24 protein-coding genes are annotated in these 19,730 nt (G+C 54.0%); 3 read left to right on the top strand and 21 right to left on the bottom strand.

Features of this window, described 5'->3' with window-relative positions:
* Positions 1-72: 72 nt before the first annotated feature.
* Positions 73-477, bottom strand: a complete 405-nt coding sequence (locus ACFOTD_RS16725) for a VOC family protein (RefSeq protein WP_378120696.1) — start codon at positions 475-477, stop codon at positions 73-75.
* Between the two features lie 261 nt (positions 478-738).
* Positions 739-1,317 (bottom strand): cupin domain-containing protein, encoded by a 579-nt coding sequence (locus ACFOTD_RS16720; protein ID WP_378120694.1) that lies wholly within the window; start codon positions 1,315-1,317, stop codon positions 739-741.
* Positions 1,318-1,460: 143 nt separating this feature from the next.
* Between ACFOTD_RS16720 and ACFOTD_RS16715 the strand changes: the two genes are divergently transcribed.
* Positions 1,461-1,748, top strand: a complete 288-nt coding sequence (locus ACFOTD_RS16715) for a hypothetical protein (RefSeq protein ID WP_378120692.1) — start codon at positions 1,461-1,463, stop codon at positions 1,746-1,748.
* 94 nt (positions 1,749-1,842) lie between these two features.
* Here the strand turns inward: ACFOTD_RS16715 and ACFOTD_RS16710 are convergent, their stop codons facing one another.
* From ACFOTD_RS16710 to ACFOTD_RS16685, 6 genes are all read right to left on the bottom strand, one after another.
* On the bottom strand, positions 1,843-2,772 hold the full coding sequence (locus ACFOTD_RS16710) for an NHL repeat-containing protein (protein ID WP_378120690.1): 930 nt from the start codon (positions 2,770-2,772) through the stop codon (positions 1,843-1,845).
* Between the two features lie 247 nt (positions 2,773-3,019).
* The gene (locus ACFOTD_RS16705; RefSeq protein WP_378120688.1) at positions 3,020-3,256 is read right to left on the bottom strand and encodes a hypothetical protein; all 237 of its coding nucleotides are present in this window, start codon (positions 3,254-3,256) and stop codon (positions 3,020-3,022) included.
* 123 nt (positions 3,257-3,379) lie between these two features.
* The gene (locus ACFOTD_RS16700) at positions 3,380-5,281 is read right to left on the bottom strand and encodes a glycoside hydrolase family 127 protein (RefSeq protein WP_378120686.1); all 1,902 of its coding nucleotides are present in this window, start codon (positions 5,279-5,281) and stop codon (positions 3,380-3,382) included.
* 60 nt (positions 5,282-5,341) lie between these two features.
* On the bottom strand, positions 5,342-6,211 hold the full coding sequence (locus ACFOTD_RS16695) for a carbohydrate ABC transporter permease (RefSeq protein WP_378120684.1): 870 nt from the start codon (positions 6,209-6,211) through the stop codon (positions 5,342-5,344).
* Positions 6,208-7,134 (bottom strand): carbohydrate ABC transporter permease, encoded by a 927-nt coding sequence (locus tag ACFOTD_RS16690; RefSeq protein WP_378120682.1) that lies wholly within the window; start codon positions 7,132-7,134, stop codon positions 6,208-6,210. The genes ACFOTD_RS16695 and ACFOTD_RS16690 overlap by 4 nt, the downstream gene beginning before the upstream one ends.
* A gap of 72 nt (positions 7,135-7,206) precedes the next feature.
* Complete coding sequence (locus ACFOTD_RS16685) at positions 7,207-8,625, bottom strand: ABC transporter substrate-binding protein (RefSeq protein WP_378120680.1); 1,419 nt, start codon at positions 8,623-8,625, stop codon at positions 7,207-7,209.
* 324 nt (positions 8,626-8,949) lie between these two features.
* On the opposite strand from ACFOTD_RS16685, the gene ACFOTD_RS16680 reads away from it, so the two are divergent.
* Both ACFOTD_RS16680 and ACFOTD_RS16675 read left to right on the top strand, forming a co-directional pair.
* Positions 8,950-9,840, top strand: a complete 891-nt coding sequence (locus ACFOTD_RS16680) for a helix-turn-helix transcriptional regulator (protein ID WP_378120678.1) — start codon at positions 8,950-8,952, stop codon at positions 9,838-9,840.
* An 87-nt stretch (positions 9,841-9,927) separates the two neighbouring features.
* Entirely contained in the window at positions 9,928-10,308 is a 381-nt protein-coding gene (locus tag ACFOTD_RS16675; protein WP_378120676.1) for a hypothetical protein, read from the top strand.
* Between the two features lie 358 nt (positions 10,309-10,666).
* Here ACFOTD_RS16675 and ACFOTD_RS16670 read toward each other — a convergent pair whose 3' ends face one another.
* From ACFOTD_RS16670 to ACFOTD_RS16610, 13 genes are all read right to left on the bottom strand, one after another.
* Positions 10,667-10,918: a type B 50S ribosomal protein L31 gene (locus tag ACFOTD_RS16670; protein ID WP_378120674.1), complete on the bottom strand. Its 252-nt coding sequence runs from the start codon at positions 10,916-10,918 to the stop codon at positions 10,667-10,669.
* Positions 10,919-11,017: 99 nt separating this feature from the next.
* Positions 11,018-11,344, bottom strand: coding sequence for a DUF3024 domain-containing protein (locus tag ACFOTD_RS16665; RefSeq protein WP_378120672.1), 327 nt, complete (start codon positions 11,342-11,344; stop codon positions 11,018-11,020).
* 30 nt (positions 11,345-11,374) lie between these two features.
* Positions 11,375-11,644, bottom strand: a complete 270-nt coding sequence (gene rpsN, locus ACFOTD_RS16660; RefSeq protein ID WP_282912893.1) for a 30S ribosomal protein S14 — start codon at positions 11,642-11,644, stop codon at positions 11,375-11,377.
* 100 nt (positions 11,645-11,744) lie between these two features.
* Positions 11,745-12,605: an AAA family ATPase gene (locus ACFOTD_RS16655; protein WP_378120671.1), complete on the bottom strand. Its 861-nt coding sequence runs from the start codon at positions 12,603-12,605 to the stop codon at positions 11,745-11,747.
* A gap of 20 nt (positions 12,606-12,625) precedes the next feature.
* Positions 12,626-12,775, bottom strand: a complete 150-nt coding sequence (gene rpmG, locus ACFOTD_RS16650; RefSeq protein WP_378120669.1) for a 50S ribosomal protein L33 — start codon at positions 12,773-12,775, stop codon at positions 12,626-12,628.
* A gap of 113 nt (positions 12,776-12,888) precedes the next feature.
* Positions 12,889-14,097: an MFS transporter gene (locus tag ACFOTD_RS16645; RefSeq protein ID WP_378120667.1), complete on the bottom strand. Its 1,209-nt coding sequence runs from the start codon at positions 14,095-14,097 to the stop codon at positions 12,889-12,891.
* Between the two features lie 78 nt (positions 14,098-14,175).
* The gene (locus ACFOTD_RS16640; protein ID WP_378120814.1) at positions 14,176-14,763 is read right to left on the bottom strand and encodes a TetR/AcrR family transcriptional regulator; all 588 of its coding nucleotides are present in this window, start codon (positions 14,761-14,763) and stop codon (positions 14,176-14,178) included.
* 454 nt (positions 14,764-15,217) lie between these two features.
* Positions 15,218-15,598, bottom strand: coding sequence for a hypothetical protein (locus ACFOTD_RS16635; RefSeq protein ID WP_378120665.1), 381 nt, complete (start codon positions 15,596-15,598; stop codon positions 15,218-15,220).
* 47 nt (positions 15,599-15,645) lie between these two features.
* Positions 15,646-16,140, bottom strand: a complete 495-nt coding sequence (locus ACFOTD_RS16630) for a hypothetical protein (RefSeq protein WP_378120663.1) — start codon at positions 16,138-16,140, stop codon at positions 15,646-15,648.
* Between the two features lie 225 nt (positions 16,141-16,365).
* Positions 16,366-16,992 (bottom strand): hypothetical protein, encoded by a 627-nt coding sequence (locus tag ACFOTD_RS16625; protein ID WP_378120661.1) that lies wholly within the window; start codon positions 16,990-16,992, stop codon positions 16,366-16,368.
* 223 nt (positions 16,993-17,215) lie between these two features.
* The gene (locus tag ACFOTD_RS16620; protein ID WP_378120659.1) at positions 17,216-18,577 is read right to left on the bottom strand and encodes a M56 family metallopeptidase; all 1,362 of its coding nucleotides are present in this window, start codon (positions 18,575-18,577) and stop codon (positions 17,216-17,218) included.
* Positions 18,578-18,586: 9 nt separating this feature from the next.
* Complete coding sequence (locus ACFOTD_RS16615; RefSeq protein WP_378120812.1) at positions 18,587-18,961, bottom strand: BlaI/MecI/CopY family transcriptional regulator; 375 nt, start codon at positions 18,959-18,961, stop codon at positions 18,587-18,589.
* Between the two features lie 202 nt (positions 18,962-19,163).
* Positions 19,164-19,640 carry a hypothetical protein gene (locus ACFOTD_RS16610; protein ID WP_378120658.1) on the bottom strand — a complete coding sequence of 159 codons (477 nt, stop codon included), beginning with the start codon at positions 19,638-19,640 and terminating at the stop codon, positions 19,164-19,166.
* Positions 19,641-19,730 lie beyond the last annotated feature (90 nt).

Below are 19,730 nucleotides of genomic sequence, written 5' to 3'. Positions count from 1 at the left end.
GATGCATCCCGTACTTCATCCCGGCGATCCGCAAAATGAATCGCGATTCGCCTCGCTCACCCCAACTGTTCGTCAACGCCTGCCGCTGAACCGTTGGATCGCTTCCTCGGTCACCGGCGTGAAGAGGTTGATCAGGTTGCCGTCGGGATCGCGAAACAGTATGGCGCGGTTCCCCCAGGGCATCGTCGTCGGTTCCTTAACCCACGCGTCGACAAGCGGCTTCAAGCGTTCGTATTCGGCATCGACATCGTCGACGCGGAACTCGATGATGACCGTGCGATTGTCGGCCGCCACCGCGGAACCGGCGCCGAACAGCTGCACCGTCTGGGAGTGCCCGATCGCGAGGGTGCAAGATGGCAAGACGAATTCGGCAAAGACGGGTGCGGGGCGTTCAGCCGATACGTCCAGGACCTTCTCGTAGAACGCGACGAGTCGATCCACGTCGTCCGTAATGATGCGTACAGAAGCAAAATTCACGAGATTCCCTCCTTTTTGGAATACAGAATGCAGACCCGCATCTTATCATTTTTGGCCAAAATACTTTGCATGTAGTCCCACTCCTTAACGGTTATTTAATCGAAGTATATTAAAAGGCCGCTGACAACAGACTGTCAGTAGTTTGAGGTTTCCCTCAGCCAAACCATCCGCCCACGCGCAAACATAGACAAAGAAGCCCACCCATGGGGTCGGCTTCTTCGTCTTTACAGGTTTTTACGCGGCTTTACACGCAGTTCCCGTTCATTCGGCGGCCATCGCATCTGCCTTCGTCGCATGGATCGTGCCGAACGGATGCTGCGGCGGCGCATAAATGACGTAAACCTGGAGCGGCTCGCTGCCGGTATTGGTCACATTATGCCAGGTGCCGGCCGGAACCATGATCGCATCGCCCGCCGCGGCCGCCACCTGGTAATCCAGCCGGTCCTTCGTTTTCCCCATCTGAACCAAGCCTTGCCCCGCTTCGATCCGAATGAACTGATCCGTGTGCGGGTGCACCTCGAGTCCGATATCGCTGCCCGCGGGAATGCTCATCACGGTCACCTGGAAGTGCGCTCCCGTCCATAGGGCGGTCCGGAACGTATCGTTTTGCTCCGCCGCCTTTTCTATGTTGATGACCAGCGGTTGCTTGCCGTAATCCTTGATGGCCGTCCCGGCTGCGGGCTGCGAGCTGAACCGCTCATCGTAGTAAGAAAGAGAATATACAGGCGCATACCCTGCGGCGTAATAAGGGTAACCGCCGTTGCGGTACGGCTGCTGGTACAACTGCCAGACATAATAGGAGTACGCAAGGTTCTGATAGGCTTGGGGCAAAGCTTGCATCCGATTCATCCCTCCACTCGAATACCCCATTCTATGGTCCGGCATGGGTAAACGTACCTTGCTTAAAACCCGGTTGCCATTTTCCGGATTAACTAGATCCTGGTGACACTGTCAGTTACTATAAAGGTGGAGGTGAAGGTCCCGTGTCAAAAAGAATTAAAAAAATCGTGCTTACGGTTGTCGTCGTCCTATGCGTCTACTTTTTATTTTTTCCTTCCATAACGCCTCAATTAGCGGTAAGAAAGCAATTATTGATTTCTTTCCATCCGATTAAAGCCGTCACTTCCGAAGTGCTGCAAGGAAAAATCAAAAACGACCCGAAGTATGGGAACCTCTATGAGGTAGCCGATCCTGATATCACCGAATCATTTATATATGTGAAAAAATCAGGGTTCGGTTGGCGGGTGACCTCGGTCGGTTCGGCGCCGTAAAAAACAGCAACAGCGCGCAAAAATCCCCCGAACGGAAAACCGTTCAAGGGGATTCGCTGTCAGGCGGGAACGCGAGGCCGGGAGCGCTTCGCGATTAAGTCCCGAGTATTCGCTTCCGATTCAACACCGCCGCATTCGGCGGACCGTAATCGTGCATGACGTCGATCTTCGAGATCTCGTCGTCGTATACCTTGAACGAGCGGATGGCCGAATACGAATCGATCTCGGTGACATACACTTTGCCGTCGAAGTACGACATGTAATAAGGTACGCCCTTGAAGCCCATTTTCGTATACAGGTCCTCGGCGGTGCTAAAATCGGACAAGTCCTTCAGGCGAATGAACTGGTTCGAATACACCGTGATGTAGTAATACGAGCCGATCTTCTTCAGGTCGTTCATCGCGCGGTAGCCTTCCGGCACGTCGTACTTCTGCTGCAGAGCGAAGGTACCGTCCTTGTAGTTGGCCGCCAGAATCTGGTTCGGTCCGCTCACGAAATACATGAGGCCGTCGATAATCGAGAACGATCGGACGTAGGCCGCCTCCAGGTATGGGAGGTTTTTCTTGCTGTCGATCACGACATGGCCGTTCTTGACCGACAAGGTGTACATGTTCTGCGTGTCCGAGGTGAGGACGTAGAACTTCTGAGTAGCGGGGTCGTAAATGGTCCGATGCGGCCGGCTCTTGATATCGCTAATGGTCTGCGTTTTGACAAAGCCCTTGGTGGTCAGCGTGTAGACGAACAGGCGATCCCGGCCGGTGTCTTCGGCGATGAAGATGGTGCCGTTGCCCGCGATGGAGTGCGGAGCGGCTATGTAATCGTCAAGTACCTGCCATTGACTGATCGGAAGCTTAACGTCTCTGCTATAGAGAATTCGATGATTCCAGGAATCGGTGATGAAGTAGAGTCCCGAGATCTTGGTGATGAACATCGGAGAGTATAATCGGTCTGCATAGGTGGCGGTGGCGGCGTTCGTCGGCGTCGACTGGAAGACAAGCGCGATCAAGAACACGAGTATCGTCATACGCAATCCTGCTTTTCTCAAAATATCCCTTCCCCTCTAGTAGATGGTCATCCAATATATAACCGCAAACGACCTGTTTCGTAACAGGGGAGGACAATCTGGGACAAATTCTTGTATTGACCGATGCCTCCTTCCATCCCTTGACGAAAAACAAAGAACAAACGGGACAAAGCAGAGACCTTCCCGCTTCATCCCGTTTGCTATTTTTCTAGAGATTCATATCATCTTTTTGCGGTGCGCGTCAAATCTAGATCAGCGCGATCGCCAGCAACGTAAATAACGACAGCGCGACGATGCCGGCTCCCCAGCCGCCGTATCCGCCATAGCCGATTCCCCATGCGGACAACGTTAAGTCGCCCTTGGCAGGCTTCAGGTACAGATTATCCCAGTCCACGCCCACGATGGTACCCTCAAGGGCTCCATTATGCGTGTTCACGCGCACTCTGCGGTTTTGATGCTGGACGCAGAATTCGTACATTCCCATCGGTTCCCAACCTCCCTATACGTAAGCCGGCAAGGCTAATACCAGCGTATGAGAGAGGTCCGCGCCATGATTGGATAGATAGAGAAATGTGCGGTTGTCCAAGGCATGGTTGAACGGCATCCGTTATTTCTCCCGAATCCAAACCGTCATCTCGCCCGGCGCCCGATTCCCCCAGTAAGCGTAGGGAACCGCCGTGATCTCTACGCTGCTCTTCCCTCGGGCGACAGGCCTGTACAGCTCGCCTCCCCATGAAAGCTCCGAACGCAGCCCTGCTCCGGTCAGGACGACGGTGCCGCCGAGCAGGTCTTCCCGATATTCCGCGGTGAACTCGGCCTCCTCGGCCAGGCAAATATCCGTGAGGTCGGCGCCGTTGTCGACTTCCTCCAGGCAATAAACGATCGGACCGTATTGTAAAGCGACTTTGCCGGCGTTCTCGTGCACCTTGGGATTGGACTCGATCCGCTCGACGGCCATCGGGAAATTCAGCCGGATCTCATCGCCGTCCGCCCACGCTCTGCGAAGACGCGCATAGCCGCGCGCGACGATCGCGTCCAGCGCCACGAACTCGCCGTTCACCTGGATGCTGGGCTGCCTGCACCAAGCAGGGATTCGAAAAGCTAACGTGCAACCGGTCGGCGCATCGGCCTGCACGCGAATCTGAATTGTGCCGTCCCACGGATAACGCGTATCGGTGCGCAAGATGATCTTCTGTCCCTGGACATGGAAGCTGCTCTCATTGGAGCCGTACAGATGCATGGCGATCTCCGCTTCCTCTTGCGTAAAGAAATAAGTATCCAGGGACGCGAGCAGCCTCGCGATATTAGGCGGGCAACAAGCGCAGCCGAACCAGGCCACGCGCTCGGTTTTGACGTGCTGCATATCGTAACGGTATTGCGCGACGGCAGGATGCACCTCCAGCGGATTCACGTAGAAATAACGGGTTCCGTCCAACGACATGCCGCTCAGCACCCCGTTGTAGAGGACGCGCTCCATGACGTCTCCGAATCGGCTGTCCATCTCGAGCCGGAGCATTCTGGATGCCAGCATGACCAGTCCGATGGACGCGCAAGTCTCGGTATACGCCGTATCGTTGGGCAGATCGTAGTCGAGCGTGAAGCGTTCGCCATGGCCTTGCGAGCCGAGCCCCCCGGTAATATACATCCGCTTGGAGGTCATATGATCCCATAGCTTGCGCAGCGCCGCGGTCAGCGTATCGTCGCCGTAAGCGATCGCCAGATCCGCCATGGCCGCGTACAGATACATGGCCCGCACGGAATGTCCCTCCGCCGTTTCCTGCTCTCTCACCGGCGCGTGCGCCTGATGGTAATCCAGGTCGAACCAGCGGTCCTTGAATTGGTAACCGAATCCAGGGTCGTCCTTGAGAAAGCTCGGTTGTGTGCCCCGCTCCTCGATGAAGTGTCGGCTTAGGTTCAAATACCGTTCCTCCAGCGTCGCACGGTACAGCTTGGCTAGCGCAAGCTCGATCTCCTCATGCCCGCAATACAAATGCCGCCGATCCGACGACGGCCCCATGACCCGGTCGATATAATCCGCGTAGCGGCACATGATGTCCAAAAAAGCCCGCTTGCGCGTCGATTCGTAATACGCCACCGCCGCCTCGATCAGATGACCGGCGCAGTAGAGCTCATGCCCGAACGCAAAATCCGTCCACCGTCGTTCGGGTTCGGCGACCGAGAAGTACGTATTCAAGTACCCGTCAGGCCGCTGGGCTCTCCCGATCAAGTCAACGACCGCGTCGATGACGCCTTCGAGCTGCGGATTCCGAAAATGACGCAGGCTGTAAGCGGCAGCCTCGATCCATTTGGCCACGTCGCTGTCTTGAAATACCATGCCGTAAAACGTGCCTGTCTGCTCGCCCGCAGCGATGCGGAAGTTTTCTACGGCATGACTGGGCTCGGCGCCTTCGATCTCATCGTTCAACGCGCTCCACTGATAAGGAATCGTGGCGAGGGCGTTCTGTCGAACCTTGGGCTGCCAAAACTGATCGCTAAGTCTAACCTGCATGTCGATCTCTCCTTCAATGGGACAACAATGGGACAGGGCGATAGGAGGCGCGAGCTCGGACTAACTTTTCATGCCGGTCAGCGTGATGCCCTCTACGAAATACTTTTGGCCGACGAGATAGAAAATGACGCCGGGGGCAAAGGACATGCACGTGGCCGCCATCGTCAGCGACCAGTCCTGCTTCAATTGACCTCTGAAGTTGGTCAGCCCGAGCGCGATCGTGTATTTGTCGCTGGCGTTAATGTAAATCATCTGTTGGAGCAAATCGTTCCATAGCCCGATGAAGATGAACAAGGCGACGACGATCATGGCCGGCCGGATCGCCGGCATGATGATGCTGAACAAAATGCGGAAGTAGCCGGCGCCGTCGATCGTCGCCGCTTGATCGAGCTCTCTTGGGATCGAGACGATAAACTGCCGGATCAAAAAGATATTAAAAGCGCCGCCGCCGCAAAAATACGGCAGAATCAAGGGCAGATAGCTGTCATGGAGTCCCAAGCCTCGCGTCCACCCGATGTACAGCGGAATGAGCGTTACCATGGCAGGCAGCAGCATCGAACCGACGCATAGCGCCCAGATCACCTTTTTCCCGCGAAACCGCAATCTGGCGAAGGCATATCCGCACAAGGTGGCCGTAAAGGTCCCTGCCAGACAGGAAGGAACGATAATGATCATCGTGTTCGACAAGTACTTCCAGAACTTGAATATCTCCAGCGTTTTCCTGTAGTTGGAAAACAGCCAGTCTGCCGGCAGCAGCGAGGGCGGATATTTATAGATCTCCGCGTTCGTCATGAGCGACGTCCGGAAGATCCACCAGATCGGGAACAGCACGAGTACGGCAAATAAAACGACGACGACCAACGTTATGAGGTTTGCCGTCCGATCCTTGCGTTTCTTGCTCTTGAGCCTTCCGTATGCCGCCTCGCTCATTTGTCGTCGTCGCCTCCTTCGTCGAAAATCCATCCTTTGGACGTCTTGAACAGCACGCCGGTGAACGCCGCAAGTATCGCAAAAATGATAAACGTCGTCGCGCAGGCGTAGCCCAGCTTGTAGTTGACGAAGGCTTGATCGTACATCAGATAAGTCATGAAGCGCGAGGCATTGCCGGGTCCGCCATTGGTCAACGAGAGCGCGGGGGTAACTACCTGGAGGTTGGCGATCAAGCTCATCAGCAGGTTGTAAAAAATAATCGGCGTCATGCAGGGCAGCGTGATATGCCGGAAGCGCGCCCATCCGTTCGCGCCATCCATCTCGGCGGCCTCATGGTAGACGCTCGGTACATTTTGAAGTCCGGCCAGGAAAATGACGATCAGGTTGCCGGCCAGCCAGACGGAGATCAAGGAAAGCGAAGGAACGACATGGCTCGAGTCCGCGATAAACAGCACCTTGTGCAAGCCGACTTCGGAGAGCAGGTAGTTAAAAAAGCCGAAGTTCGCCTCGTAAAGCCAGGACCAACCGACGTAGATGGCGGCAGCCGGCAGCACGTAGGGCACATAAAAGACGGCTCTGAAAAAGCCTCTTGCCGGAATCTTGCGATTGAGCAGCATGGCGACAAATAAGGAATAAATCATGCTGCCGGCCACGGATAACGCGGCAAAGTAGATCGTCGCGATAATGGAATCTTTGATATACGGGTCCGAGGTAAACAGCCTGCTATAGTTGCCGAAGCCGATAAACTTGGGCGCGGACAGACCTGTCCAATTCGTCAGGCTGATGCCGAACACGCTAAGCAGCGGCACGTAAGTAAGAAAGATCAGGCCGATGAAGGCGGGGATCAGGCAAATATAAGCGACGCGCGCCTCGGCTGAATAGATTCGGGAACGTCGTTTGACCGATTTGTTGATGGTGTCCATAGCTCGCTCCCCACCTCATGTTTAAAGGATGACCGCCGCCTGCGCGAACCCGGCGGTCATCCTATTTATCTCTTATTTGCTGCCGGTATGCGCGGCCTTGAGCGCGTCTAGATTTTTGGCGATCGCGTCCTTGGCGGTCGTCTTGCCGGTCCATACGTCTCCCAGAATCGAGCCGAGCAAGGTGTTGAAGTCCGTGGTGTGATTCGTGTAGAACCAGGAGGCCGGTCTCGCGGCGGACGACTGTGCGTAGTCGACGACTGCGGACTTGTATTCTTCGTAAGGCGGGAAGTTCGGATTGTCGACCCATTTGTGGGTAAGGGTTTCGTCCTTATACCACTTCTCGAGCGTCGGCATCCAGATGCCCGAGCTGATCAATCCCCAGTTGTTTTCTTCGGAGTTATACCATTTGAGCCATTCCATCGCTTCTGCCGGATGCTTGGTCTGGGAGAATACGACGTTGGCGCCGCCCGTGTTGAGCGTCACTTTATCCTTCATGTAAGGCAGCACGGCAACGCCGTATTTGAGGCCGCCTTCCTTGGCCGTGTTCAGGCTGGTGCCCACGTTCCAGGCGCCGTTCGTTGCCATGGCGACCGTGCCCGCGATAATGGTGCGCTGGATGCCGTCGTCGGTCTGGCCGACGGACAGCGGCGCGACATGATCCTTGAGGTACAGATCCGCGACGCGCTGGATCGCTTCGGCGCTGGCGTCTTCCCCGATTTTCACCTCTGTGCCGTCTGCGGAATAGAAGCCGCCGCCGTTGCTGAGCGTCCACGTCTCGAGCTGCCAAGGCAGGTTTTCGACGGATGCGCCATATTGCACGATGCCGTCCTTATCGAAGCCGTCTTCGCCGGGATGCTTGCCTTTCTTGTCGTTCGTCAGCTTCTTGGCCGCCGCTACGAATTCGTCCCAGGTCCATGCCTTATCGAGCGCGGATGGCGGGTAGGCCACGCCGGCTTTGTCGAACATGTCTTTGTTGTAATAGAGAAGGAGCACTTCGTTGGCGGCCGCGTAGGCGACCGTCTTGCCTTGATATTTGTAAGCCAGGCTGTCCAGCGGCTTGCTGTCGCTGCCCTCGTACATGGAACTTACGTCGTTCAGCATGCCGTCGGAGGACCACTGGATGACGCCGTCTTCCTTGAGCATCCCCGTGTCCGGCAGCTGATTGCCCGTTGCCTGCGTATTGAGCTTCGTCATGTAGTTCTCCCAAGGAATCGCGACCACTTCGACTTCGATCTTGTCCTGGGAGGCGTTGAATTTGTCCGCGATCTTCTGCGTGACGCTGCCTTCCTCCGCGCTGCCCCACATCGAATACGTAATCTTGACCTTCTTCGTCTTGGCGGGCGCCGTCTCGGCCGCTTTGGTGCTGGCGCCTCCCGTTGCTGCCGGCGATGATGCGTCTGTCTTGTTGTTGTCATTGCTCCCGCAGCCCACGGCACTCATTGCCATTGCTGCCAGGAGAACGCCTGCCCCAAGCTTCTTTCCTGTGTTCATTGCCCCACTCTCCCTTTAATATTCGCATCATGACTGCCTTACCGTTCGATTGATTAGCCCGGGAGACCCAAGCGAATGCGTCAAACGTCGAGCGCCCGCCTGCTTCAAGCCCGCAAGCTTTGTTCGCCTGTTTTGCAAGCAGAATTTGGTAAGCGCTTTAATCGTATTGTGACATGAGTGAACCTCAAAATAAACAAATTAATCCAACCTAATTTTTAATAATTTCAACCTTTTATCTTTTTATAACGAGAGTCATCAAGTATCATAAATTATGAAACGTCTTCCAGTTCAATACGATCGATATGATGTTTGGGAGGAACGCGCATGGACACGGCAATCTTGCACTTCATCTCTCCGCCGATCCCTTATTTCGTAGACTTCGGTTATGCCAATTACGGCGTCGGGGATTCCCATATCGAGCGGAACGAGATCCGCGTCTTCGATCTGATCGTCGTCCGCAAAGGCGTGCTCCCCATCGGCGAGAACGGACAAGACCGGGAGATCCATGAAGGGGAAGCGTTTATTTTATTGCCCAATGGCCATCACTATGGCAGCGCGCCCTGCAAGACGGATACGGAGATCATCTGGATCCACTTCCAGACGTTCGGCAGCTGGCAAGTGTGCCTGGATATGGACGAGTGTATGGGCAACCAGATGGCCTTGATCGAGGAGCACAAGAAGCTGGCGTATCTCAATCACGCGGATGTCAGCTCTATATTCATACCGAAGCATATGAAACTTTCGGCAAAAGCGATGGAGGTGCTCGAGACGTTCTTCCAGCAGGCGCACGAGCCGCAATCGCTGCGGAACTGGAAGCGGCAGGCGACCTTCCAATCGTTCCTCCAGCATCTCAACCGCGAATCGTCCTCGTCCGCGAACAACACCTCGATCGAGCTCGCCGACCGGATCGAGCTGTTCATTAGACAAAATTATGCAAGCGATATCACGAACTCGGTGCTGCAGCAGAAAATGAACTACCACCCCAACTACCTGGCCAAAATGATGCTCAAAGTGTACGGCATGACGCCCATGAACTATCTCCAATACTACCGTCTCGAACAGTCCAAGCGGCTGCTGCTGCAGACGCCCTGGCCCATTGCTCGGATTGCGGAAGAGGTGGGGTTCCATCACGTGTCGCATTACTCGACGTTTTTTTCTAAGAAAGAGGGGCTGTCGCCGTCGGGGTTTCGAAGTAAGTTTGCGAAGAAGCATTAGTTGGGGCGGGGGCTCGGACGAGAGACTGCGCGAGAGGCTGCTGGAAATTAGGGCGGGAGGCTGGCGGACTGGGGCGGTGGCGCTCGATTGGCGGCGCAGTCGGGCCATGTGACGCTGTACAGCGTCTCTTTGCCTCGGTTGCCGACGCGGTCCGGCTATGTGACGCTGTACAGCGTCTCTTTGCCTCGAATGGCCGCGTGGGGCGGCCATGTGGCGCTGTACAGCGTCTCTTTGTCTCGGTTGGCGGCTTGGTCCGGCTATGTGACGCTGTACAGCGTCTCTTTGCCTCGCTTGCCGACGCGGTCCGGCTATTTAACGCTGTACAGCGTTACTTTGCCTCGATTGGCCGCGCGGGGCGGCTATGTAACGCTGTACAGCGTCTCTTTGCCTCGATTGGCCGCGCGGTCGGGCCATGTGACGCTGTACAGCGTCTCTTTGCCTCGATTGCCCGACGGTCCGGCTATGTAACGCTGTACAGCGTCTCTTTGCCTTGATTGGCCGCGCGGGGCGGCCATGTAACGCTGTACAGCGTCTCTTTGCCTCGATTGCCCGACGGTCCGGCTATGTAACGCTGTACAGCGTCTCTTTGCCTTGATTGGCCGCGCGGGGCGGCCATGTAACGCTGTACAGCGTCTCTTTGCCGCGGTTGGCCGCGCGATCCGGCTATGTAACGCTGTACAGCGTCTTTTTGCCTCGAATGGCCGCGCGGTCCGGCCATGTAACGCTGTCCAGCGTCTCTTTGCCTCGGTTGGACGCGCGGTGCGGCCGTGTGACGCTGCGCATAAAAAATCGCCGCCCGCTTCCATCGGAAGAGAGCGACGACGCTTTACTTTATAGCTTGTGACAATCTCTGGTTGAACTTGTCGATCCGCCCGCCCGTCTCGGCCAGCTTCTGCTTGCCGGTGTAGAACGGATGGGACGCGGAGCTGGTGTCGACCCGGATGACCGGGTACGTCTCCCCGTCTTCCCATACCATCGTTTCATTCGAGCTTCTCGTGGAGCCGCTCAGAAATTTGTAACCTGCGCCGGCGTCATAGAAGATAACCTGCTGAAACTTGGGGTGTATGCCGTCTCTCAACGTAATTCCTCCTTCATCTGGGTTTCGGCCCATTGCGCAGCTCACCTCACGAGGTGCGATGGTGCGTGTCGGCTGCCATCCTCGCTTCGGTCGCTAGCATCAAGCTGTCCAAAATATGCCTTGTGGGTCCGCCTCGACATGTTCAAGCTGGGATTCAAAATCGAAATGCGGCTCAATAACCTCGACTGCCTCCCACTCGCCCGCGCTGCTTTTCGCGCATACTTGCCACAACGACCGCTGCCGGCGAAATTGAACAATCGACACGCCCTGCCACCCGGCCGTATCCGGACGCTCCTCCGTCAAGGTCACGCCATTTTCGTCCCATCTGTAGGACAAGCGTACTGAGGAACGCATGTTGCGGGGCACCTTGAGCGCGATGTAGCCCTCCAATATTTTCTCGATCCTGCAGACTGTAAAGGTGTCCATCCATTTATCCTCCGCCTACGGCGCAAATCCCTACCAGCTTGCTTTTTTGACGCCCGGTATCTGACCCTTGTAAGCCAGCTCGCGAAACGCGATCCGCGACACCTTGAACTTCCGGAGGTACCCGTGCGGCCTGCCCGTTAGCTCGCAGCGGCTGTGCAATCTCGTTGGCGACGCGTCTCTCGGCAGTTTTTTCAGCCCTTCGTAATCCTTGTTTTCCTTCAGCTGCCTGCGGATTTCCGCATAACGCGCCACGGTCGCTTGCCGCTTGCGCTCTTTGACGACCTTCGATTTTTTAGCGATGACGAACACCCTCTCATCCCTTATTCACACGATTAGCGTCTGTAAAAATCGTAATTATTACGATGTAATCCCACAGCTGATTCATTCTGCACCCGACCATCTACTTCACCGCAAGCTGCGTCGAATCCTTTGCCGTATCCTTCCTTTGTCGCAATTCACCCTGGTCCGGTTTGTACTCGGCATACGAATCCTTCACATGGCTTTCGTGCAGCGGACGGTCCTCGATGATCGCCTTGCGCTTGGCCTTCAGCAAAATCTGCTCCATATCGGCATAGCTGCAGCCGCTAAGCAGCTCGCTCGCGCTCCGACCGACGCCGTCCTCCTGCGCAAACCCGCCGAGCAGCTGGCCGATATATTCGGCGCGCGTCAGCTCGTCCGGCATCCGATACGACATCTTCGTATCGAACCGCCGCCAGACGGCCTGATCCAGCTCCGTCTCCAGGTTCGTAGCCGCCATCAGCACGCTGTCCCCGTCGAACGCGTCCAGGCATTGCAGCAGCGTATTGACCACTCTCGCCATCTCCTTGACCTCATCGTTGTTGTCGCGCGTACGGGCGAGCGCGTCGAATTCATCCAGGAACAGCAAGCAGGGCGACGACTGAGCATGCTCGAAAATTTTGCGCACATTGCTCCCCGTCTCACCAAGATGGCTATGGATTATCGCATCCAGCCGCACGACGATCAAGGGAAGCGCTAGGCGCTCGGCGATATGATAGGCGGTCAGCGTTTTCCCCGTGCCGGGCGGACCGTACATCATAATCTTGTTAGGGATCGGCACCTCAAACTTCGCAAACTTCTCTTTCATCCCCAAAATGGCGATGAATTCCTCCACGATCTTCCGGTTGTGCGGCGGCAATACGATATGTCTTGCTTTTTTGGCGCATTCCTTGGGCGTATAATAGGTCGCCATGTCAATTCCCTTAGCCCGGGGAAGACGGACGGCTGCGTTGCTTTTGCTCATTTGCAGGCTGCTCCTCGGATTTAACGCGTCTCGCGGTGAAGCGTATGCCGCTTAAGCCTCGGGCAATACTTCATCAGTTCGATGCGGCCCGAATGCGTTCTTTTATTTTTGGAGGTCGTATAGTTCCTGTCTCCGGTCTCCGTACAAGCAAGCGTGACAATAACGCGCATGGGTCATTCTCCTTTAATCGTAATATTTACATATTAGGAAGATACCTTTTCCCCTTGCCTATGTCAAGGGGAGAAGATTGAGGACACTCAGGTGTCCGCTTCGAATACTATTCTTATATTTGGTCCCCCGTCGTCGCCGTCTCTTTCCTACGCTTGAGCGACACCGCAAAGCAAATCAGCAGCACGACGGCCGCAAGCGCATACGGCGCATTAATCTCGATGTCGAACAGCACGCCAGCGATGACCGGACCGAGGATGTTGCCAAGGCTCGTGAAGGCGGAATTCAATCCCGCTACGTAACCCTGCTGGTCTTTGGCCAGCTTGGACATCTGGGTGCTGACGGTGGGACGCAGAATATCGGTGGCTAGAAATACGACAAAGGTGACGGTGAAAATCAGCCAGAACTTGTGCACGAACAGCATCAGCAAGACGAAGATACCCGCTACGAGCAAGCAAGCTGTAATGATGCGCTTTTCTCCGAACCGGTTCAGCAGCCAGCTGAAGATCGTGAGCTGCACGACCGCGCCGGCGATCGAGCCGAACGTGATGACAAAGGCGATGTCCTTGGGATCGAAGCCGAACTTGTGATCTACGAACAGCGAGTAGATCGTCTCGAAGTTGGCGAGGCCGAACGACATGACGAAGACGATAATCAGGCTGAGAAAATAAGGCTCGCGGTACGAATACTGCAGTTGGGTAAGCAGCTTGCCGCGTTTTTCGACCATCTTTACTGGAACCTCGGTTGCCTTTCCTTTTGCCGGAAGAGATTCCTTAAGGAAAAATAACGTTACGAAGGCTGCGATCACGCCGCCTACCCCAGCCGCATAGAACGGCGCACGAATGCCGAACTCGGCGATATAACCGCCAAGGCCCGGACCGATGATAAATCCCGTCGTTATCGAAGCATTCACGTAACCCATCCCGGCTGCCCGTTCCTCGTCCGTCGTAATATCCGCCGCATACGCCATGACGGCCGGCATAATCATCGCCGCGCTAAGACCGCCGAGCGCCCGCGACACGAACATCAGCAACGGCGATTGCGCGATGCCGAACAAGCCTTCGGATACGGCGAACACGAACATGCCGATGACGATCATCCGTTTGCGTCCCACCGTATCGGCCATGCGTCCGGCCAGCGGGGAGAATACGAACTGCGCGAGCGAGAATACCGCGATCATCAGCCCCATGAGGCTGCCGCTCACGCCCAGCTCGTTCATAAAGCTCGGCATGATTGGAATAATAAGACCGATGCCGGTGAATACCAGAAACAAGTTCAGCATCAAAATAAGCAGCGCGCCCTGTTGTTTTAGCAAGATAGCCATTTCTAAAGTCCTCCAAGTTCCTATCACGGATACTGAATATTCATTCTAGATGTGGGCAAAAAAAAGGAAAAGCGGCGGCTATGCAATTCCATGCAGGAACACGTCCACCGCCAGGCGATAGGCAGTGAGCGCCGTTTCTCGGTCCATGCGCCGGGTATGCTGGCTGAGCCCGAACATCAGGCTGTCCAGAATGATGGCCAGTCCGGTTACGTCCGCTGCCTTGAATTCCCCGGCGTCGATGCCCCGCTGCAGCAGCTGCTTGTTGAAGTTAACATACCCTTTCACCATCTGCTGGATCCGTTCCTCCACTTCCGAGCCTTTCTCGGCGTTGTTGAAGAACTCGTCGATCGCCTTGGTCAGCGGATGATTGATCTGATCGAGCGCCAGATGCTCGGCCACGCCGTACAGCTTGTCGGCCGTCGTCGTATAGAGCGCCTCCTTCGCGAGCCACGTTTCCTCCCACTCCCGGTCCCATTCCTCGATCAGATACAGGAAGAGCCCTTCCTTGCTCTTGAAGTGGTAATAAATATTGCCCGCGCTGCACCCGGTCGCCTTCACGATCTCCTCGATCGCGGTCGCTTTATAGCCTTTTTTGATAAAAAGCGCCTTGGACGCCTCTGCGATTTTCTTTTTAGTTTGCTCGGTTTGGAGTTGTTTTTTGTTGATGGGGATCACCTCGAATGCGATGTGGTGCTGGGATGTTGAGATACTGAATGATTATTCAGTATTATAGCGTGCTTAAAAATACTTTGCAACGGTTCAAGCAAAAGAGAGAAACAATCACTCCTCTTCCCCGGAATGATAGGGTGAAGTCCAAGGTTCCGCAAACAAGCCGGATTTAATGATTTTACTGATTACGGCGGAGCACGCTAAGTCACTGCCGATGTACATATAATAGTCGTATCCAAAATGGACGAACAACTTGTCGCCCGCAATAAGTTTAAACCATAAATCTTCTCGTAAAGCCAGCCTGCTTAATGAGCCGCTGTAGGGTGCATTGGGCTTAGCTATATCAGAGATCGAAGTCCAATCGTTTTTTTGGTATCGTCCCCACGCATCGCGATTTTGTGGATCGTACTTCGTTATTCTCCATTGATAGTTGTATGGCAAGGTTAACCCCTCACGTTCTTCTGCCTTTCAAATAAATGAAGGCCATATGCGTTGATTTTTCTAATGCAAAATACAACACAAGCTGAATACATGCTACTTCGATCAGCGCGCTTCCCAAGTAGAAGTCCAGACCTATCCAAAGGAAAACCCATGCCAGAAAAACCGCTAAAACAATTAAACAAAAAAGCTTGATAGTCATTTTAAAAAATAATCTTATATTTATAAATTTAGAGCTTACATAAGTTTGAATAGGAAGAACAAAAACAAAGAATAAAGGATATGCAAACAAAGCATAGATGTTTAGCGTCGTCATAGAGATTTGATCGTAATGATTCAAGAGAAGATAGCCCACGACATATACAGATATTAATCCTACAATCAATTTTCTCAATAAGAGACGCCCCTAAGTTTTTAGTTTTACCGGACGGTCGTTACCTTCTATCGTTTGGTTGATGGATTTAGCTCGTAATAGGTCTTCCCGTCGATTACTACTTTGCCGGCTTTAAAATTAGCATTTTCCGAGCTAAAGCTAGCACAATTGGGATCATTGGGATCCTGCTCAAGGTTCACCTGCAATTTCGAAGGTTTTTCCGGATAATAAGCAATTTGCTGCTCGGCCACAATCTTGTTATCGGATACAAATATGATTCCGCTCATCAGGTCTGTACTTCCGTGATATTCAAAGCCAAGCGCATGACTGACTTCCGGATTTGAGCTCCCGACTTGAAACACAACAACCTTATCCCATTTAAAATCAGTAATATCCCTCATTGAGATGCTACAGCTAGAAAGTTCGCCACATCTAAGGTCAATGCCTTTCATTATGGAGTCTGCTAACGAAATTGGAGCGCTGCAGCCTGCAATTAATAAAGTCATGGTTATCGCTGTGACTAATAAAAAATAATACGGCAACCTAAGCCTTCTTTTAAACATATGCCCCCGCCTCATCTCCACCGAACCGCATATTATAATTATATTAGAAATACGCTAATCCATAATCCCAGCATCGAAAACAGAAAGGATACCACGATGACGAGCACTCTATTCCTCATTCTTTTTCCTTTAGATAATCGCATGCTAATTGCTCCTGCAATGATCAAAAGAGGAATATAAGGCGCAATATCTCCTTTCACTTTATCTAAGTTATGGAGTTAATTATCATTCCATCCTTTTAGATGTCCCCGCCACCATATCGATTTCAAACTTCTCTTCCGATCGTTGAAGCTCTTTTGTTGTAACCAAGTCGTAATGGTCCCGCGTATCCGTTTTCTCTAATACAGCCCAATTATTAACCCGTTTGACTCCCAACCCCACGATTCGGTTGGTTTGAATTTCAACCGGGATCGTTTTAATCTTTCCGTCCGAAACGCGCTTCAGATATAATCTCGCCTTACTGTTTCTTTGAAATAGATTAATTAGTTCAAGTCGATATTCGTACTTGCCGTCTGTCGTGAATTTCATGGAATCGCTTGTTACCTTTTCGGACAACCAACCTTCCGTATGTACATTTCTCAACAACAAAACTGAAAGCGCAAGTAGCAGCATCATGCCCATCAGCGCTCCTGCTTGTTTTATCCCGCCAATGGGAGTCCAGCTTTTAAGCAGCAAAAATAAAAATATTACCGAAATGACCAAACAAGGAATACCTGAATAGACCAAAATAACAGTAGCTACTAAATCCAACGAACGTTGAAACCCGGCAGTTGTCCCTAATAAAAACCAAACGAACGAAAACAACCCGAACAATGAAGAGCTCCACCATAAGACCTTGGTCCATAACCGCACGCTCTTACAGCTCTCCTTTCCACCTTGTAGGCCTACATCAGCCCGACGCCGCCCTCCACTCCCGACTCAAGTATGCCATACAGGTGTCATCGTTGACAGCTTATGCTAAATAAGTCATTCCGGAAGTCGAGGTATGGGTGCCGGTTCGGAAAAGGTAAAAAGAAAAACCACATGGAGCCGATGCGCTCGCATGTGGTGAAGGTCATTCGCATTCATTCAAAAGTCACTTTTTAGAAGGAACCGCTTGGGGTTCAGTAACAGTAGCCTCTATTGCCGCCGGGGCTGCCGTCGCTTGCGGAACGGCATGTACGTCGTCAGCGGGAGCCGACTCGGCCAAGGGTTCAGTCGCTTGGGCAGCCATCGGTGATGCCGTCGCCGTTGGAACGGCATGCACTTCGTCGGAGGGAGCCTCAGATGCTTGCGCAGCGGCCGGAGCCGCTGTCGCATGCGGTTCGCCTGCGGAACTCGCTGCTGCTTCGCTTGCAGCAGCAACTGTCGGAGCTGGCCCCGTCACTGCCGCCCCGGCTGCAGCTGGAGCCGCCGTCGCCGTCTCCGCTTCAGATAGTGCCGCTTCTTCTTGGGCGACTACGGTCGGCGTATTGTCCGAAGCCCATACGGCCGCGGTCGTGCTGACCGCCGCAATCAAGAACACGGCGGACACGGTCAGAAACATCGTTTTCTTTTTCAACTTTTTTACGTTCAACATGAGCGTTAGTCTCCTTTTAAGCTGTTTACCGTCCCCCGATAAGGAAGCGCAGAACCGCATCGGTAAATTCCCCGAGCCTGCCACGACGTTAAGCAGCGTGCTGCCGTACCTTTTCCGCTCGGCATAGGACATGCCCACGACGACTTCCTCGTCGCAGGACAACTCGCTCCAGAGCTGAATCTCCTTGCGGAGCAGATGAACCAGCGGGTTATACCAATGCAAGGCGCCCACGACCAGCGCAAACGCCTTGATCCACAGGTCCTTCCGTTTCAGATGCATCAACTCGTGACGCAGTACCATGTCCAGGTCCACTTCCCTGCCAAGCGCTTGAGGAAGATAGATCGTCGGCTGCCGCAAACCCGCCAGTACGGGACTTCGAACGATAGAGCTGCCGGCGAGCGCGACTTCAATTTTTAGGCCTAGCTCTTCCTTTAGAAAGGATAGCCTTACGGCGGTCTCGCCACGATTCGTCAGATTGACGCTCGTACGGGACAGCGCAGCGGTAAACCTGCGATAATCGTACAGCTGCCGCGCCGCGAAACCGATCGCTCCGATCGCCCATATACTAAGGAGAATAAGGGCTGCAATGGCCGGAATGGTTCGCAAAGACACGAACGAGTCCGGTATGAAGCCTGCATGGGCGATGGACGGCGAATTATGCACGGTGGTCGTGGTCGTATGCGCGTCGATTAGCGGAAAAATCCACGAAATGCCGACGGCGACGGGTAGCAAGTATAACAAGATCGCGATTTTTTGAAGCCGATAACGCCACTTGGCAGGGAACATGTGAACAGGTATTTTTCGCAAAAACAAATTGCAGACGGTGACGACACTCCCGGCTACGGCCAGCGTAAACAGCAATTCAAGCATCGTGTTCATCGGCAGCACCTACTTTTCTGAAAACCATTTTTTCAGATCGGCGATGTCCTGATCCGACAACTTGTCGCCGTCGTACATGGCCGCAATCAGGTTTTTCACGGAGCCTTGGTACAACCCGTCCAGCACTTGCTGCGTCTCCAGCAGCTTGTAATCCTCGGGCGAGATGCGCGGCACGTACTTGTTGGTCCGTCCGTCCCTCGTCGCCTCAAGCGCGCCTTTCTCCACCAACCGCGATAAAAAGGTGGAGATGGTCTGCGCCTTCCACGCTCTTCCCTTTTGCGCAAACATATTCAATAATTCCGTGGAGGTGACCGGAGGCGTGCACGCCCAGATCGCTTCCATGAGCTCCATTTCCGTATCCGACAGCTTCTGAACCGGGGCCACTGGTAACACCTCATTCATCCGCCATGCGTCCATGACGGCATCTATTACTACACTACGTAGTAATAATAAACTACTACATTGCGTAGTAGGTAGTCAAGCGAGGCGTCGATAATGTAAAAATCCCCTACCGCACGGAACGCGTCCGACTGGAGGGGATGAAGTGACAGGCTTATTTAGTTTCGTAATATTCAGTTTCGTAAGATTACCTACGGGCGTGGGCCTCCGCAAAATCGCGCGCGCACTTCTCCATCAGCATGCAGAAGGAACGGTTGTGGCCGATCAGAAACGAAGAACAATCGTACCGGCCGCGCTCAGGTTCGAAAGTGACCAGCAAGCGCCGCGGCATATATGTCATCGCCGCCTGCACGAACCGGTCCGCCAGCGGAGAAGCGATAAAGGTAATGTAGGCGTACATGGAGTGGTCCTCAGGCTCGTCCAGCACGCTGACGCCCGCACACGAATATTCGGTCGCGATCCCGATTCGCTTAAACTGCACCAGCGCGCCCAGCAGCTCGGCATCGATCTCGACGGGTCCGAGCCAGGCCGTCTGCTTGGCCCTCCGCCGGACCTTCGGCCGCTCCGTCCACTCGGCGAGCTCCAGCCGCCGCTTCCGCCACATCTGATCGTCGTGCTTGCTGACGATTGTCTCGCCATCTTCCGATAGACTGGTATCGGCCATTTCCCTCACCTCCGGGCTATCTAGTTCTATTATTGTAAAGGATAATCCGGCCCGCCGCATGCCGGGATAGGTTGAAGCGCTAGTACGTTG

This window comes from Cohnella sp. GCM10012308 (assembly GCF_042649185.1).
In the GTDB taxonomy this organism is placed as follows: Bacteria; Bacillota; Bacilli; order Paenibacillales; family Paenibacillaceae; genus Cohnella.
Note: the sequence above shows the minus strand (reverse complement) of the source record. Positions and strands in the feature narration are given on the sequence as shown.

Excerpts from the sequence above, each read along its gene's own strand:
- ACFOTD_RS16620 (WP_378120659.1), bottom strand. The coding sequence starts at position 18,577 with ATGAACACGATGCTTGAATTGCTGTTTACGCTGGCCGTAGCCGGGAGT.
- ACFOTD_RS16630 (WP_378120663.1), bottom strand. The coding sequence starts at position 16,140 with ATGTTTAAAAGAAGGCTTAGGTTGCCGTATTATTTTTTATTAGTCACA.
- ACFOTD_RS16665 (WP_378120672.1), bottom strand. The coding sequence starts at position 11,344 with ATGGACACCTTTACAGTCTGCAGGATCGAGAAAATATTGGAGGGCTAC.
- ACFOTD_RS16610 (WP_378120658.1), bottom strand. The coding sequence starts at position 19,640 with ATGGCCGATACCAGTCTATCGGAAGATGGCGAGACAATCGTCAGCAAG.
- ACFOTD_RS16690 (WP_378120682.1), bottom strand. The coding sequence starts at position 7,134 with ATGGACACCATCAACAAATCGGTCAAACGACGTTCCCGAATCTATTCA.
- ACFOTD_RS16710 (WP_378120690.1), bottom strand. The coding sequence starts at position 2,772 with ATGACGATACTCGTGTTCTTGATCGCGCTTGTCTTCCAGTCGACGCCG.
- rpmG (WP_378120669.1), bottom strand. The coding sequence starts at position 12,775 with ATGCGCGTTATTGTCACGCTTGCTTGTACGGAGACCGGAGACAGGAAC.
- ACFOTD_RS16685 (WP_378120680.1), bottom strand. The coding sequence starts at position 8,625 with ATGAACACAGGAAAGAAGCTTGGGGCAGGCGTTCTCCTGGCAGCAATG.
- ACFOTD_RS16655 (WP_378120671.1), bottom strand. The coding sequence starts at position 12,605 with ATGAGCAAAAGCAACGCAGCCGTCCGTCTTCCCCGGGCTAAGGGAATT.
- ACFOTD_RS16645 (WP_378120667.1), bottom strand. The coding sequence starts at position 14,097 with ATGGCTATCTTGCTAAAACAACAGGGCGCGCTGCTTATTTTGATGCTG.
- ACFOTD_RS16680 (WP_378120678.1), top strand. The coding sequence starts at position 8,950 with ATGGACACGGCAATCTTGCACTTCATCTCTCCGCCGATCCCTTATTTC.
- ACFOTD_RS16700 (WP_378120686.1), bottom strand. The coding sequence starts at position 5,281 with ATGCAGGTTAGACTTAGCGATCAGTTTTGGCAGCCCAAGGTTCGACAG.
- ACFOTD_RS16720 (WP_378120694.1), bottom strand. The coding sequence starts at position 1,317 with ATGCAAGCTTTGCCCCAAGCCTATCAGAACCTTGCGTACTCCTATTAT.
- ACFOTD_RS16705 (WP_378120688.1), bottom strand. The coding sequence starts at position 3,256 with ATGGGAATGTACGAATTCTGCGTCCAGCATCAAAACCGCAGAGTGCGC.
- ACFOTD_RS16695 (WP_378120684.1), bottom strand. The coding sequence starts at position 6,211 with ATGAGCGAGGCGGCATACGGAAGGCTCAAGAGCAAGAAACGCAAGGAT.